At 35.2% G+C, this 16126-nt stretch carries 14 protein-coding genes; 13 read left to right on the top strand and 1 reads right to left on the bottom strand.

Translation table 11 applies throughout. The features are described from left to right. The first annotated feature begins 38 nt into the window (after nt 1-38). From phaC to ACXY7N_RS05450, 3 genes are all read left to right on the top strand, one after another. Nucleotides 39-1124 (top strand): class III poly(R)-hydroxyalkanoic acid synthase subunit PhaC, encoded by a 1086-nt coding sequence (phaC, locus tag ACXY7N_RS05440; RefSeq protein ID WP_016133940.1) that lies wholly within the window; start codon nt 39-41, stop codon nt 1122-1124. Between the two features lie 95 nt (nt 1125-1219). Further along, complete coding sequence (locus ACXY7N_RS05445; protein WP_016133941.1) at nt 1220-2413, top strand: NAD(P)/FAD-dependent oxidoreductase; 1194 nt, start codon at nt 1220-1222, stop codon at nt 2411-2413. 23 nt (nt 2414-2436) lie between these two features. Next, nucleotides 2437-3786 (top strand): TrkH family potassium uptake protein, encoded by a 1350-nt coding sequence (locus ACXY7N_RS05450; protein ID WP_001204718.1) that lies wholly within the window; start codon nt 2437-2439, stop codon nt 3784-3786. Nucleotides 3787-3824: 38 nt separating this feature from the next. Here the strand turns inward: ACXY7N_RS05450 and ACXY7N_RS05455 are convergent, their stop codons facing one another. Then, nucleotides 3825-4160, bottom strand: coding sequence for a DUF3905 domain-containing protein (locus ACXY7N_RS05455; protein ID WP_016088787.1), 336 nt, complete (start codon nt 4158-4160; stop codon nt 3825-3827). 148 nt (nt 4161-4308) lie between these two features. Here ACXY7N_RS05455 and ACXY7N_RS05460 point away from each other — a divergent pair, with 148 nt between their 5' ends. The 10 genes from ACXY7N_RS05460 to ACXY7N_RS05505 all read left to right on the top strand — a co-directional run bounded on the left by ACXY7N_RS05460 (nt 4309) and on the right by ACXY7N_RS05505 (nt 16046). Further along, a complete protein-coding gene (locus ACXY7N_RS05460) occupies nt 4309-4461 on the top strand; it encodes a hypothetical protein (protein WP_000240799.1) in 153 nt (50 codons plus the stop codon). 228 nt (nt 4462-4689) lie between these two features. After that, a complete protein-coding gene (locus ACXY7N_RS05465) occupies nt 4690-5766 on the top strand; it encodes a putative 2-aminoethylphosphonate ABC transporter substrate-binding protein (protein ID WP_088083450.1) in 1077 nt (358 codons plus the stop codon). Nucleotides 5767-5786: 20 nt separating this feature from the next. Next, nucleotides 5787-6788, top strand: a complete 1002-nt coding sequence (locus tag ACXY7N_RS05470) for a putative 2-aminoethylphosphonate ABC transporter ATP-binding protein (protein WP_488592313.1) — start codon at nt 5787-5789, stop codon at nt 6786-6788. Continuing rightward, the gene (locus ACXY7N_RS05475) at nt 6789-8546 is read left to right on the top strand and encodes a putative 2-aminoethylphosphonate ABC transporter permease subunit (protein WP_488592314.1); all 1758 of its coding nucleotides are present in this window, start codon (nt 6789-6791) and stop codon (nt 8544-8546) included. A 21-nt stretch (nt 8547-8567) separates the two neighbouring features. Beyond that, on the top strand, nt 8568-9362 hold the full coding sequence (gene phnX / locus ACXY7N_RS05480) for a phosphonoacetaldehyde hydrolase (protein WP_016133944.1): 795 nt from the start codon (nt 8568-8570) through the stop codon (nt 9360-9362). A gap of 15 nt (nt 9363-9377) precedes the next feature. Beyond that, entirely contained in the window at nt 9378-10475 is a 1098-nt protein-coding gene (gene phnW, locus ACXY7N_RS05485; protein ID WP_088083452.1) for a 2-aminoethylphosphonate--pyruvate transaminase, read from the top strand. Further along, nucleotides 10472-11644 carry a saccharopine dehydrogenase family protein gene (locus ACXY7N_RS05490; protein WP_088083453.1) on the top strand — a complete coding sequence of 391 codons (1173 nt, stop codon included), beginning with the start codon at nt 10472-10474 and terminating at the stop codon, nt 11642-11644. The genes phnW and ACXY7N_RS05490 overlap by 4 nt, the downstream gene beginning before the upstream one ends. 52 nt (nt 11645-11696) lie before the next feature. Beyond that, the gene (locus ACXY7N_RS05495) at nt 11697-12479 is read left to right on the top strand and encodes a DeoR/GlpR family DNA-binding transcription regulator (RefSeq protein ID WP_016133947.1); all 783 of its coding nucleotides are present in this window, start codon (nt 11697-11699) and stop codon (nt 12477-12479) included. A 412-nt stretch (nt 12480-12891) separates the two neighbouring features. Further along, a complete protein-coding gene (locus ACXY7N_RS05500; RefSeq protein WP_033660047.1) occupies nt 12892-15168 on the top strand; it encodes an NEAT domain-containing leucine-rich repeat protein in 2277 nt (758 codons plus the stop codon). Nucleotides 15169-15416: 248 nt separating this feature from the next. Then, nucleotides 15417-16046 (top strand): class II aldolase/adducin family protein, encoded by a 630-nt coding sequence (locus tag ACXY7N_RS05505; RefSeq protein ID WP_016088778.1) that lies wholly within the window; start codon nt 15417-15419, stop codon nt 16044-16046. Nucleotides 16047-16126 lie beyond the last annotated feature (80 nt).

Consider the following 16126-nt stretch of genomic DNA (forward strand, 5'->3'; position numbering starts at 1 on the left):
TTTTTTAAAAGGAAATCGACCAAAAAGGAGATAGAAAAATGACTACATTCGTAACAGAATGGGAAAAGCAATTAGAGTTATACCCAGAAGAGTACCGAAAAGCATATCGCCGTGTGAAAAGGGCGAGTGAAATTTTATTACGTGAACCAGAGCCGCAAGTAGGGTTAACACCGAAAGAGGTTATTTGGACGAAGAATAAGACGAAGCTTTATCGCTACATTCCAAAACAAGAAAAAACACAAAGAGTTCCAATTCTATTAATATATGCTCTTATTAATAAACCATATATTATGGACTTAACTCCTGGAAATAGTTTAGTGGAATATCTAGTGGACCGTGGTTTTGACGTGTATATGCTTGATTGGGGCACATTTGGTTTAGAAGATAGTCATTTGAAATTTGATGATTTCGTGTTTGATTATATTGCAAAAGCAGTGAAAAAAGTAATGCGAACTGCAAAATCGGACGAGATTTCTTTACTTGGTTATTGCATGGGCGGAACGCTAACTTCTATTTATGCGGCACTTCATCCGCACATGCCAATTCGTAACTTAATCTTTATGACAAGTCCTTTTGATTTCTCTGAAACAGGATTATATGGTCCTTTATTAGATGAGAAATACTTCAATTTAGATAAAGCGGTTGATACATTTGGAAATATTCCGCCAGAAATGATTGATTTCGGGAACAAAATGCTAAAACCGATTACGAACTTTGTTGGTCCGTATGTGGCTTTAGTGGATCGTTCAGAGAATGAGCGCTTTGTTGAAAGCTGGAGATTGGTTCAAAAGTGGGTTGGCGACGGTATTCCGTTCCCAGGTGAATCATATAGACAGTGGATTCGCGATTTTTATCAAAATAATAAATTGGTTAAGGGTGAACTCGTTATTCGCGGACAAAAGGTAGACCTTGCAAATATTAAGGCGAATGTCTTAAATATTTCCGGGAAACGTGATCATATCGCCCTGCCATGCCAAGTAGAAGCATTGCTAGATCATATTTCTAGCACAGATAAACAATATGTATGTTTACCGACAGGGCATATGTCTATCGTTTACGGCGGAACAGCTGTAAAACAAACGTATCCGATGATTGGAAATTGGCTTGAAGAGCGTTCGAAGTAAAAATAAAAAATCCAACTAGCGTTGTGTTAGTTGGATTTTTTTATGGAAAATAACAAAACATAGAAAGGAGAAATCTACATTTTAGGAGTATAATTATGAAACTTATGACTGGTAAATTGTTTTGGAATACAGGAGTTTCTGTACCTTGTTATCCACCATTAGAAAATGATATGATATGTGATGTGCTCGTAGTTGGAAGTGGAGAAGCAGGTGCTCATATAGCGTATTCGTTAGCGAAAATTGGAATGAGTGTTACACTCATTGAAAAAAGCGCAATCGCATGTGGTAGTACAGCTGCGAATACAGGCTTATTACAATTTCTTCATGATAAATCGTTAACCTCTCTTATTCATACATTTGGTAAAGAAAAAGGGGTAAGAGCATATAGCCTTTGTTACGAAGCGCTCAGAACAATGGAGAAGGTTGTACCGACTCTTGATATTGATCCCCATTTTATTCCGCGAAGTAGTTTATATTATGCAAGTAGAAATGAGGACGTTTCATTTTTACAAGAAGAATATAATACGTTACGTCATCATGGATTCCCGGTTGAATATTTTACCGATTTAGATATTAAAAAGAAGTATTCATTTACAAAACAAGCAGCGTTATATACGCATGGTGATGCCGAGGTGAATCCGTATTTATTAGCGCATAGCCTTTTGCATAAAGCAAATCAAATGGGAGCTACTGTGCATGAACATACAGAGGCCATACATATAAAAAAACGCCAAAATAATTTAATTTGTTACACAAAAACAGGAAATCAAATTGTAGCAAAGAATATTATTATGGCAACAGGTTATGAAACGCTTTTCGGGAAGAAAGAAAAAAATACAACAGTAGAAACATCTTATGCGATTGTGACAAATAAGATAGATTCATTTGAAGGTTGGCATGAACAATCATTAATTTGGGAAACAGCACGACCTTACTTATATTTTCGAACGTATGAAAACCGTATTATTGTAGGTGGATTAGATGAAGCGATGCAAATTCAAACAATCGGTGATACGAAATTATTGCATAAGCGTGATATCCTTATTAACATTGTAAAAGAGATGTTCCCGCAGTATAAAAATATACAGGCAGACTACTATTGGGCGGCAGCATTTGGTGGTAGTCATGATGGTCTTCCTATTTTAAAAGAAGATAAAAAGATACATAATTTATTTTACGCATTGCCGTATGGAGGTAATGGAACTGTGTATGGAATGGTATTTGCCAAATTATTTGAGCAGTTATTTACAAATAAAGAAAGTGAAGATTTTTCTTTATTTAATCGATAGAAAAAAGGTAGCGAAGTGATGGAATGAGAGATATAAAAAAGTTTTTACAAAAATTACGTCCTGTACAACTCATTGTTTTGTTTTATTTATTAGCAGTAGTTGTATCGGTGATATTGCTTAGTTTACCGTTTGTTACGAAGTCTGGTGTGAAATGGACATTTATCGATGCCCTTTTTACATCTGTTAGTGCGGTAAGTGTTACGGGACTGTCTGTTGTTACGATTTCAGATACATTTACTACGGCAGGAATTATTATTTTAGCCCTTATTTTACAATTAGGCGGCTTAGGAATTATGGCACTTGGTACATTTGTTTGGATTATAACGGGGAAAAAGATCGGTTTGCAGAGAAGAAGACTCATTATGGCAGATCATAATCAAGGGAATTTATCAGGCCTTGTAGAATTGATGCGTTCTATTTTAATTGTAATTATTTCGATAGAACTTATTGGAGCAATACTATTAGGTACAAGATTCCTACTTTATTTTCCAACTTGGCAAGAAGCTTATTTTCACGGTTTCTTTGCAGCTGTTAGTGCAACCACGAACGGCGGATTTGATTTAACAGGACAATCGCTAATTCCGTATAAGAAAGATTATATTGTTCAAATGATTCATATGTTACTCATTATTTTAGGAGCGATCGGTTTCCCTGTATTAATGGAAGTGAAACAATTCCTTAGTAAAAGGAGACAGCAACTATTTCGTTTTTCGTTATTTACAAAATTGACGACAACAACATTTTTTGCACTCGTTATCGTTGGAACAATCATGATTTTTTTACTAGAACGAAATCAGTTTTTAGCAGGAAAGTCATGGCATGAAACAGTTTTCTATACATTATTCCAATCTGTGACGACGCGAAGTGGTGGACTTGCTACAATGGATATACGTGAATTGTCACAACCGACGCTTTTATTTATGAGTATATTAATGTTTATAGGAGCATCTCCAAGTTCGGTTGGGGGCGGAATACGTACAACAACATTTGCTGTTAGTATATTATCGCTATACACTTTTGCAAGAGGTGGGAGAACGGTTAGAGTCTTCAAGCGTCAGCTACATGAAGAGGACGTGCTGAAAGCATCTGTCGTTATGACGATGGGGATTTTATTATGTGCCACAGCGCTATTTATTTTATCTATTACGGAAAATGTACCACTTATGAGTTTAATTGTTGAAGTGTGTTCTGCTTTCGGGACGACAGGGCTATCAACAGGTATTACGCCAGATTTAACAACTGTTGGTAAACTTGTACTTATTGTACTTATGTTTATTGGGCGTGTCGGTATTTTAACATTTATACTGGCTAGTGGTGGAAGAGAACAGCCACCTCGCTATAAATACCCGAAAGAGAGAATTATTATTGGATAGTATGAAACCATTCTACCTATTTTAGGTAGAATGGTTTTTTAGTCGTTAATGCCAAATTGCGGATGCATAAAAGAGTCATTCTTATTATCTACTTCTTTTTTTAGCAACTCTTGATTTTCCTCTGAAATCCAGCCAATATCATTTGTAGGATGGATCCATTCTTCTCCAGCCATAATGGCAGGATCTACTTCATCGCTCCAATTGTGAAGTGGACTATTCTCGGAATCATATTTACTGTCGCCGATTACGACGTCATATTGATTTATGAAAGGTTGTTGCATCTTCTTTCCTGTTCCTTTAAAAGATGGAAAATTCATTTGATGCGGGAGCGTTTCATCTAAAATTGGTGACTGAATTTTATCTTTTTTCTTCAAAATAATCGCTCCTTTTTATAATGTTTTCTTTATAGGTAGTATTTCCATTTAGCGGCTCTTATGTACTTGTTAACACTTGCCAGTAATAATTATTTTATGTTGCTTCAAACTAGAGTAGAAAGTGAATTCTTGAGAGCAGGTGAATGTATTGGTAAAAAGAAAAGTGAAACAAAATGCGGCAATCAACAATAATAAAACTCCGAAAGAAAGCTTACCAGATGCAGAATTTGCATTAGAGTATGAAGGAGAAAATAGCGCGAAGTATGCAAATCGTAATTCAAAAAAAGGTAAACAAAAATGAGGCGTTTTTTACAAACGCCTCATTTTTTTGTGGGATTATAAAGGTTTTTTTAATTATTTGTAAATTTAGCGTTCACTATTAGCAGAAAAATGCGAAAAAACATAGAAGTAGCAACGTATTACACAAAAACAAACAACAAACAAAAGATTAATGTTGGTTTAATACTGCTTTTACACTAGTTGTTTATATTTGAGTTGTACATAAGATTTGTAAAAGGAGAGAGAGACAGTGAAAAAAACAATCTTTAAAGCTGTAGCAACTGGAATGGTATTTTCGTTATTAATGGGGTGTGGTGCAAAAAAAGAAGAAAGTGCTGGGGCAAAAGTAAAAGATGATAAATTATCTGGATCATTAACTGTTTACACAGCGATTGAAGAAGAACTTGTACCAATTTATCTTGATTCTTTTAAAAAGAAGTATCCAGATGTGAAGCTGAACATTGTTCGTGATTCAACTGGAGTTATTACAGCCAAATTGCTAGCTGAAGGAAAAAATACACAAGCAGATGTTGTATGGGGAACTGCTGCGTCAAGTCTATTAGCTTTAGATAAAAAAGATATGTTAAAAGGATACTCTCCAAAAGGAGCAAATCGTGTTCTTCCACAATTTAAAGATGATAAGCAACCAGAAAAATGGGTAGGTAATACTGCATTTATGACGGGGATTGCTATAAATAAAGAAGAATTAAAGAAGAAAAATTTACCGATGCCAGAATCATACGAAGACTTAACGAAACCAGAGTATAAAGGAACGCTTGTTATGCCACATCCGGCTTCTTCTGGAACAGGATTTTTAACAGTTTCTGCATGGTTACAAATTATGGGTGAAGATAAGGGTTGGGATTACATGAAGAAACTTCATGATAATATGGCAACTTATACTCATTCAGGTTCAAAACCAGCGAAATTAGCAGGCGCGGGTGAATATCCAGTTGGCGTCTCAATGGTTTATAGTGCTTTGAAAGAGAAACAAAAAGGTGCACCAGTTGAAGTTGTATTGCCGAAAGAAGGATTAGGTTGGGAAGTAGAAGCGAACGCACTTATTAAGAAAGATAATGCAAAAAATGAAAAATTAGCGCAAGCATTTTTAGATTGGGCAATTACTGATGATGTAATGAAGTTATACTTCGAGAAAAATGGATTTGCGACAATTAAAAATGATTATAAGCTTCCAGATGGATTCCCTAAAGATGTGACAGAAAAGTTATACAAAAAGAATGACTTTAAATGGGCAGCAGAAAATCGGGACAAAATTTTAGAAAAATGGGAAAAAGAGTTTGGCCAAAAAGCAGAACCGAAAAAGTAAGTGAGTGGGAGAGAGAAAAAATGAGCGAATATTTATCAATTCAACACATTCAAAAACAGTTTGATGCATTTACAGCGTTAAAAGATATTTCTTTTACTGTGAAAAAAAATGAGTTTGTATGTTTATTAGGCCCAAGTGGTTGTGGGAAAACAACATTGCTTCGAATTTTAGCTGGGCTAGAAGAGGCAACAACAGGTAGTATAGCTGTGGATGGAAAAGATATTACAGCATTACCTCCTGGAAAGAGGAATTTCGGAATGGTGTTTCAATCGTATGCATTATTTCCGAACTTAACAGCACTTGAAAATATTGAATACGGCTTAAAGACAAAAAAATATGGAAAAGCAGAAGTAAAAGAGAAAGCGCTAGAGGCGTTAGAACTTGTAGATTTGCTGAATGTAAAAGATAAATATCCTGCTCAAATGTCTGGGGGACAACAGCAGCGAGTAGCACTTGCACGTGCGCTCGCTCTGTCTCCGGATATTTTGTTACTTGATGAGCCGTTATCTGCTTTAGATGCAAAAGTGCGTGAAAAGTTACGTAGAGAAATGCGTGATTTGCAAGAAAAAGTGGGAGTAACAACTATTATGGTCACGCATAATCAAGAAGAGGCATTAACGATGGCTGATAAAATTGTTGTAATGAATCATGCGGAAATTATGCAGATTGGCACACCAGAGGAGATTTATCAAAGACCCGCCAATCCGTTTGTGGCAGATTTTATTGGTTCTATTAATTTCTTTTCGAGAAATAATGAAGAACATGCAATTCGTCCTGAACATGTAACCGTGGTACAAAAGGATGGTATTAAAACGGTTGTGGAAAGTATGGAATTTCGTGGATCTGTATATCGGACAGAAGTGCGAGTCGTAGAAGAAAAAACACATCTTTATAACGAGAAAATCGTAGTGGATATATTGGCATCAGAAGTAGAAGCAACCGCAATTAGAAAAGGAAAGCCGCTTCAAATCTCTTTCTCAGAAAATCATATGTTGTCATATGGAAAGAAGGTCATTGTATAGATGGAGATGTTAGAAGATTTCAAGGTAGAAAGTACGAAAAAAAAGATTAAGAGACGTATCGGTAAAGAAGAGTGGATACAAAGACTATTAATTATTGGTATGCTTCTTGCATTTTTGATCATGCTTGTATTACCTCTATTACAATTGTTTACACAAGCTTTTTATGATAAAGATGGAGCTTTCATTGGTCTTGCGAATTTCAGTAAATATTTCACAACTCCAACGCTAGTTCAATCATTACAAAATACGATATGGATTTCGGGTGCGACAACAATTATTGCAGCGACACTCGCTTTTGCTTACGCCTATGCGATCGCTCGTACGAATGTGTTTGGGAAGCGTGTATTTCAATATGTCGCGTTGTTACCATTATTCGCACCGACGATGATGCATGGTATCGCACTTACATATTTATTTGGTAATCAAGGGTTAGTAACGAAAGGGATGTTTGGTTTGTTTGAAGGGATACAAATTCCTTTATATGGACCAGTAGGAATTGTAATGGCTGAAGTCATGTATACATTTCCGCAAGCATTTCTTATATTATTAATTGCTTTTCAAGGCTCTGATTATCGTTTATATGAAGCTTCTAATATGCTAGGAGCGAGTAAAACAAAGCAATTTTTCACTGTTACTTTACCTAATGTAAAGTACGGATTAATTAGTGCGATGTTCGTTGTGTTTACACTTAGTTTCACTGATTTTGGGGCACCAAAAATTGTTGGTGGGCAATATAATGTACTTGCTACGGACGTATATAAGCAAGTAATTGGGCAGCAAAATATGCCGATGGGTGCAACCGTCGGAATGATTTTATTAATCCCAGCTATATTTGCATTTGCAGTTGATCGCATTACGCAAAGAAAGCAGGCGAATCTCTTATCTTCCAAATCAGTACCTTACAGAATAATAAATAATAAGAAACGAGATGTTATTTCATTCGTATATTGTAGCGTAGTAACGCTTATGATCATTTTATTATTTGTGGCAGTTGGTATTGCTGCAAGTGTGAAAGTATGGCCGTATAATATGAGCTTTACATTCGAGCATTTTAATTTTTCCAGTTTAACAGGAGATGGACTTGAAGCGTTTAAAAATAGCGTAATTGTTTCAGCAATCACAGCGGTTATTGGAGCAGTTTTAACATTTATGTTCGCTTATGCGATTGAGAAAATAGATCAGCTACAATTTTTCCGAAAAGCAGGTTACTTTTTCTCTATCGTCCCTTTAGCGATACCAGGTTTAGTACTTGGGTTAGGCTACGTCTTCTTCTTTAGTCAACCAACCATACAAATCTTTGGACTTTCCGTAACGAACCCGTTTCATTCTCTATACGGAACAATCGTTGTGCTAGTACTAGTCAATATCATTCATTTTTATTCGGTAACATTTGTTACGGCAACGACAGCTTTAAAGAAATTAGATCGAGAGTTTGAACTTGTTTCACAGTCGATGGGGATTCCGTTTTATAAAACATTCTTTCGAGTTACGGTACCGATGTGTCTACCAGCCATTTTAGAAATGGTCATGTACTACTTCGTAAATTCAATGGTAACTGTCTCGGCAGTTGTATTCCTATACGCAGCTGATTTTAAACTAGCTGCCGTATCAATTGTAAATATGGATGATGCAGGAAATGTGGCACCAGCAGCTGCAATGAGTGTGCTTATTGTTGTTACAAATATTGTAGTAAGAGTTGTATATGAATGGGGAACGAAAGCACTTCGTAACCGAACGTCACAATGGCAAAAAAGATAAATAAGAAGGGTGATGGATTGAATGAAAATAGAAGCAGTAATTTTTGATTGGGCAGGTACGACAGTTGATTATGGATGTTTTGCACCATTAGAAGTATTCATGAAGATTTTTCATAAACGTGGTGTTGAAATTACAGCAGAAGAAGCACGTAAGCCAATGGGATTATTAAAAATAGATCATGTAAGGGCACTAATAGAAATGCCTCGTATTGCGAATGAGTGGAAGCATGTTTTCGGACAATTACCAACAGAAGCAGACATTCAGGATATGTATGAAGAATTTGAAGAGATTCTCTTCGCTATTTTACCGGTCTATGCGTCGCCAATTCATGGAGTAAAAGAAGTAATTGCTTCTTTACGTGAAAGAGGAATTAAAATTGGTTCAACGACTGGTTATACGAGAGAAATGATGGACATTGTAGCAAGAGAAGCAGCACTACAAGGATATAAACCTGATTTCCTCGTTACACCAGATGATGTTCCAGCGGGTCGTCCGTATCCGTGGATGTGCTATAAAAATGCGATGGAACTTGGTGTATATCCGATGAATCATATGATAAAAGTTGGAGACACGGTATCAGATATGAAAGAAGGGCGAAATGCCGGTATGTGGACAGTTGGTGTAATTCTTGGCAGTAGCGAACTCGGCTTAACTGAAGAAGAAGTGGAGAATATGGATCCGGTAGAACTTCGTGAAAAAATAGAAGTAGTTCGTAATCGTTTCGTTGAAAATGGGGCGCACTTTACGATGGAAACGATGCAGGAACTCGAAAACGTAATGGAACATATCGAGAAACAAGAGCTTATTATTTCATAAAAGGGGAATAGGATCATGACTGAAAATCACTACTTATTATTAACGCCAGGACCATTAACAACAACAAAAACAGTAAAAGAAGTTATGTTATACGATTGGTGTACGTGGGATGCTGAATATAACACCATGGTGCAAGAGGTAAGAGCTAAACTTGTATCGTTAGCAACGAAGGAAGAAGAGAAATATACAACTGTTCTCATGCAAGGAAGCGGTACGTTTTCAGTTGAAGCAGTAATTGGTTCTGTCATTCCTAAAAACGGAAAGCTGCTCGTTTGTATAAATGGTGCATACGGTAAGCGAATTGTACAAATGGCAGAGATGTTACATATAGATGTGGTGGTCAGTCAAACAGAAGAGTGGGAGCCTACTAATATTGCAGAAGTAGAAAAGATATTGCAACAAGATAAAGAGATTACACATATTGCAGTTGTTCATTGTGAAACAACAACAGGTATTATCAATCCAATTGTAGATATATGTAAATTAGGGAAGAAATACGGAAAAGTAACACTAGTTGATGCAATGAGTAGTTTTGGTGGTATTGAAATAGATATTGCTGAATTGCAAATTGACTTTCTAATTAGTAGTGCGAATAAATGTATTCAAGGGGTTCCTGGGTTCGGCTTTGTTATTGCAAAGCGCGCTGAATTGGTGAAATGTAAAGGGCAGGCACGTTCATTATCATTAGATTTATACGATCAGTGGGCAACGATGGAAAATCAAAATGGGAAATGGCGTTTTACGTCACCTACACATGTTGTACACGCTTTTTATCAAGCACTACTTGAATTAGAAAAAGAGGGCGGAGTAGAAGCGCGTTACAATCGATATTATAACAATCAAAAACTATTAGTGAATAGAATGAGAGAAATCGGATTTAAGCCACTAGTAGATGAAAAATATCAATCTCCTATTATTACATCTTTTATTTATCCAGAAAAAGGATTTGAATTTCAACAGTTATATAATGAATTAAAGCAATATGGATTCGTCATTTATCCTGGTAAAATTTCGAAAGTAGATACGTTCCGCATTGGAAATATCGGTGATGTACATGAGGCAGATATCAATCGCTTAGTTAATAGTATCGCTAAAGGAGTTGTTATAGGGTGAGAGTATTTTGCTTAGGTGGAGCAGGTGAAATTTGTCGTGAAGCAATTTTAGATTTAGTGCAATTTTCATCTTTTGAGACGATTACAGTAGCTGATTTTAATGAAGAAGAGGGCCTTAAAGTAGTAGAATGGCTCAACGATCCTCGTGTTGATTTTGTGAAAGTAGATGTAACGAATCACGAGGATACAGTTGCAAAAATGAAAGGCTATGACATTGTAATGGATGGCACGACGATAAAGTTAAATGGCTTGTCTACTCGATGTATTGCAGAAGCAGGTTGTCACGGTGTGAATTTGAATGGATTTGGTGAAGAAAATGATTCGCATTCTATATTTGTTCAAAACGGAAAAACGTGTTTACCTGGTTTTGGTATGACGCCAGGTGTAACGCAAATGATGGCGATGCATGCAGCAAATCAGCTAGATACTGTAGAGTCAGTTCGTGTCAGTCACGGCTCGTATCGTCCAATTGCTTTTTCTGCATCCATTACAGAGACAACGACATATGAATATGATCCACATTTACCATCGCGTACAGTATATGAAGATGGTGAGTTTAAGCAAGTACCTCCGTTTGCGCGTCCGAGAGAAATTGAATTACCGGCGCCTTATGGTAAGGAAACGCAGTATATAATCCCGCATTCTGAAACGATTACGTTAGCAAAAGCACTAGAAAATAAAGGTGTCAAGCTGATAGAGACGAGAGGGACTTGGCCACAGCAAAATATGCAGCTCGTACGTGCTTTATATGATTATGGTATATTGCGTAATGATCGAGTTGATATAAATGGGAAAGAAATTGGCATTATGGATTGTATTTCGAAGTATTTATTGCAATCGAAAGAAGGACAAGAAACAGAAATTTACGGTTATGCACTTCATGTAGAAGTAATAGGTATGAAAAATAATGAGAAACAAAGGCACGTATTATATCATACACACCCGTTATCTGATGGATCTGTTGTAGGATGGGAAAAATTAAGAGCTTATACGAGAAACGTCGGTATTCCATTTGGGATTGCTACAGAGTTAATCGCAAAAGGGAATGTAAATAAAGTTGGTGTTGTTACACCTGAGGAAGCTTTTGTAAATCCACAAATTATTTTTGATGAACTAAAAAAGCGTGGTATTCATATTCATGAAGAAGTTTCTACTTACAAAGAAAGTTAGAACTTTGTATAAGTAAGGCAGTTTATGAGGTAGAAATTAATGGGGTGAGGTTATGTCTGTAGTAGGTGAAGAAAGAAAGCGAACCATTCTTGAGAAGGTAGAGTTTAAAGGGAAAGTAAAAGTTTCAGAATTAGCGAGAGAGTTTGCTGTATCAACAGAGACGATTCGCCGTTATTTAGAAGAGTTGGATCGTGAAAAGAAGTTGAAGAAAGTGTATGGTGGAGCTGTCCAACTTCCGGGAGCTGGAATAGAGGCACCAATGTTAGAGCGAGAGATGCTACATATAGAAGAGAAGAAGAGAATTGGGTATAAAGCAGCAACGTTCGTGGAAGATGGAGATGTTATTGCGATTGATGATGGAAGTACACCACTTCAAATGGTGCCCTATCTTGTTCATCGCAAAAATTTAACGATTGTAACAAGTTCATTTCCAGTAGCAACACAATTAATTTCTTCTATTAATAAAAAGATGTTTCACGGAGAAGTTTTATTTATTGGTGGAAAAGTATCTCCAAAGCATTCACGTGTGTCAGGTTCTATTTCGCAGCAAGTAATCCACCAATTTCATTTTCATAAAGCATTCGTTTCGATTGATGGATTGTTGCCTGGTTTTGGGGTTTCTAGTTTTGAATTAGAAAAGGCAAAACTGTCAGAAGCGATGATGAAATTAGCGGAAAAAACATATATTTTATGCGATCATACAAAAGTAGGGGTAAAAGGAAATTACCGAATAGCAGCGTTTTCGCGTATTGAACATGTAATTTGTGATAAGAAAATGCCCTACAGTTTTGAAGAGGAAGTCAAAAAGCATAATATTCAATGGACAATTTGCTAAATAAATTGAACTCCCACCTAATTTTGAGGTGGGAGTTTTACTGCTCGCAAATAGCAGGATAAAAGATTTGTATTTATGCAAAAAGTGGACACATTTTCTCATCTCTTTCATATAATTTACCAATACAAAAAAAGTTGGTCGAAGGAAAGAAGGGAGAAGGATGTCAGAACGGATATATAATAAACTTGTATTGTATGCAAATATTTTGCAAAAAATTGGTGTTATTAATGAAAAAGAAAAAAGTGAAATTCTTCATACGATAAGCAAAAAAGCCCTTTGAATCAAGGGTTTTTTATTTTTTATCCATGGAAATATAAACTTAATGTAAGATTATCATTGACAATGATAATGAGATTCATTATCATTTATTTTGTAAGTAATTGATAAGTGTTATCAATTATGAAAATTATATATGATAGGGGATATTATTTTGAAAAAAAGTTATATTAAGGCGCTAGTAGTAGCCACAACATTAGCAATTCCATTTGCTACATACTCTACTCCAGCATTAGCAGCACTAAAAGCTGAAGCAAACCAGTCGGTGGCAGCAGCTAGTGAACGTACATACGATACTGAGATTAAAATATATAAGGATCAAAAAGATGAACCATCTATGGTTTCTCAATATATAAAAGATCCTAAAGTAGCGATTGTAGCCGGGAAAAAAATTGTTACTGTAACAATGCAAGATAGCGATTATTTTCAATATCTTAGAATAGAGGATAAAAACCAACCTGGTGTATTTCATGATGTGAAAGTTCTATCAGAAGATAAGAGGAAAAATGGAACGAAAGTAGTCCAATTTGAAATTGGCGAATTTGAGAAGAAGCACAATATGCAAATGCACATACTTATTCCGGCTATTGGATATGATCACAAATATCAAGTTCAATTTGAAATTAAAGATCCAACATTAGGTGACCAAGAAACAGAGAAACCAGATGACAACTCTAATTCAGGTAAGACGGAAACGGATAATCCAGTTGATAGTCAAAACGTGATAACAGATAAGAAATTAAGAGAACTTGTTAATAAAAAAGTATTTAATAGAAAAGATTTAAATACACCAATTACGAAAGAAGAGTTATTACAAGTAAAGGACTTGTTTTTAAATACGAATGAGATTCTTGATTATAGTGCATTAAAATATATGCCAAATTTAAAATCTTTAACAGTTGCAAATGCGAAGATAAAAGATCCGTCGTTCTTTACGAACTTAAAGCAATTAAATCATTTAGCTTTGCGTGGTAATGAATTTTCAGATGTAACGCCACTTGTTAAGATGGATAATTTAGAATCTCTTGATTTAAGTAATAATAAAATTACAAACGTTGCACCATTAGTGGAAATGAAAAATGTAAAAAGTTTATATCTATCAGGAAATCAAATAGAAGATGTAACAGCATTAGCGAAAATGGAACAACTAGATTACTTGAATTTAGCAAATAATAAAATTATGAATGTTGCTCCATTAAGCGCGTTAAAAAATGTAACATACTTGACTTTAGCAGGTAATCAAATTGAAGATATTAAACCGTTATATTCATTACCTTTAACAGACTTAGTATTAACACGTAATAAAGTTAAAGATTTATCGGGCATTGATCAAATGAATCAATTAAGTAAGTTATTTATCGGGAAAAATCAAATAGAAGATGTGACACCACTTGCTAAAATGACTCAACTTACAGAATTAGATTTACCTCACAATGAGTTAAAGGATATTACTCCATTATCAAATCTAGTAAACTTACAAAAGCTTGATTTAGAAGCAAATTATATTTCAGACTTAACACCAGTTAGCAATTTGAAAAAGTTAGTATTTCTAAGTTTTGTTGCAAATGAAATCCGCGATGTTCGACCAGTTATAGAACTAAGTAAAACAGCTTACATCAATGTTCAAAACCAAAAAGTATTTTTAGAGGAAACAGAAGTAAATAAAGAAGTGAAAGTACCTGTATACGAAAAAGATGGTAAAATCTCTACAAAAATTAGTTTGAAGAGCGAAGGTGGGACGTATAGTAACGATGCAGTTAAGTGGAGTACACCAGGTGAGAAAGTATATGAATTTGGTGTGAAAGATCCATTTGCGGATACAGGGATTTTCTTCACTGGTTCTGTGATTCAAAATGTTGTAAATGGAAAAGTAGCCGAAGAAGTAATGGAATTTAAAGATGTACCAAAAGGCCATTGGTCAGAGCAAGCAATTAATCATTTAGCAAAAGAAAAATTATTTGTAGGTTATGGAAATGGAAAATTTGGATTTGGTGACAACATTACGCGCGGTCAAGTAGCAGTTTTAATACAAAAATATTTGAAGTTGGAGCGTAATTTAGAACAGAAAACGAAGTTCACAGATACGAAAGGAAATATGTATGAAGGAGCTATTGAGGCAGTTACACAAGCTGGAATTATGACGGGAGATGGTGATGGTACGTTCCGTCCAGATGGAGTGTTAACTCGATATGAAATGTCAGTAGTATTACAAAAGGTATTCCAATTAAAGGAAATAGAAAAGAGTGTAGTGAGCTTTAAAGATGTACCAAAGGGTCATTGGGCAGAAGGATATGTAAAAGCTTTAGCGGATAATAATATATCAAAAGGTGATGGAAAAGGAAACTTTTTAGGCGATGACTTCGTAACACGCGAACAATATGCACAGTTTTTATATAACGCAATCACGAAATAAAAGATGAGAAAATACGTTATTCTTTGATTTAAAAAGAATAACGTATTTTTTATGTATAAAATGAAATAGGAAATAGACAGGAGTATAGAAATATAGATGGCCCATTTTATAGAAGAGCTGTGAAACCATATTGACAAAAAAGCGTTCTCATGTGATAATTCAATTAAATTTTTAGAATAATCAAAAAATATTCCTTTTACATATAAAGGATTCGAACATTATATAACTATTACGCCGGGGGTGACGAAATGTTATTTTTTCTAAAGAAATGGAATGAATTAAAAGATGTGAAATCTGAGTTGGCACTTCGTGATTGGTTTTATGGTACAAAAATTAGTTTATCACTCTGTACGTCAAAAGAGCCGTTAACTTTTTTAGTAAACGTTGAGGGAAGAGATAAAGGGTTATTTTCAGAAGAAGATTTTATTGTTGTGAATTGTATGTGTGAGCCAGTATTTGAAAATGAAGAAAAACCAGCTGCGGAATCATTTATGCATGCGGATATTTATAAAAAAAGTAGTGCAGAATGTATTTTACAAGTGCAGACTGTAGATAGTCATTTAATATCAGAGTTATATGGAGAAGAAGGGGAAGTAACATTCGATAAACGTAGCGTGGAACGTGTTTTTGGAAAAGAAGGTATAACAGAAATGACAATTCCCATTGTAGAAGATGAGAAAAAATTCGCTGATTTATTAGAAAATAATGTGCCGAATTTTATTGAAGGTGGAGGAGTAGTTCTTGTTCATAATTATGGCATGATCGTGTGGGGGAAAACTCCAGAAGATACGAAAAAATGGCTAGAGGGTATAGAATATTTAATGAATTACCATGTGAAATTGTTAATGATAAAAGGTGCCAAGAGTTCTGTTATATAAAATGTTTGTGATTTCGTTACAAGTCAATAAATAAATGAAAGCGTTTTAAAAATAAATTTACTCATAAAATATAGGTCTCC

Source organism: Bacillus sp. 5w2, from assembly GCF_054353775.1.

What these genes read in the sequence shown, in the direction of transcription:
- phaC (WP_016133940.1), top strand. Translation starts at nt 39, where the DNA reads ATGACTACATTCGTAACAGAATGGGAAAAGCAATTAGAGTTATACCCA.
- ACXY7N_RS05445 (WP_016133941.1), top strand. Translation starts at nt 1,220, where the DNA reads ATGAAACTTATGACTGGTAAATTGTTTTGGAATACAGGAGTTTCTGTA.
- ACXY7N_RS05450 (WP_001204718.1), top strand. Translation starts at nt 2,437, where the DNA reads ATGAGAGATATAAAAAAGTTTTTACAAAAATTACGTCCTGTACAACTC.
- ACXY7N_RS05470 (WP_488592313.1), top strand. Translation starts at nt 5,787, where the DNA reads ATGAGCGAATATTTATCAATTCAACACATTCAAAAACAGTTTGATGCA.
- ACXY7N_RS05475 (WP_488592314.1), top strand. Translation starts at nt 6,789, where the DNA reads ATGGAGATGTTAGAAGATTTCAAGGTAGAAAGTACGAAAAAAAAGATT.
- phnX (WP_016133944.1), top strand. Translation starts at nt 8,568, where the DNA reads ATGAAAATAGAAGCAGTAATTTTTGATTGGGCAGGTACGACAGTTGAT.
- phnW (WP_088083452.1), top strand. Translation starts at nt 9,378, where the DNA reads ATGACTGAAAATCACTACTTATTATTAACGCCAGGACCATTAACAACA.
- ACXY7N_RS05495 (WP_016133947.1), top strand. Translation starts at nt 11,697, where the DNA reads ATGTCTGTAGTAGGTGAAGAAAGAAAGCGAACCATTCTTGAGAAGGTA.
- ACXY7N_RS05500 (WP_033660047.1), top strand. Translation starts at nt 12,892, where the DNA reads ATGATAGGGGATATTATTTTGAAAAAAAGTTATATTAAGGCGCTAGTA.
- ACXY7N_RS05505 (WP_016088778.1), top strand. Translation starts at nt 15,417, where the DNA reads ATGTTATTTTTTCTAAAGAAATGGAATGAATTAAAAGATGTGAAATCT.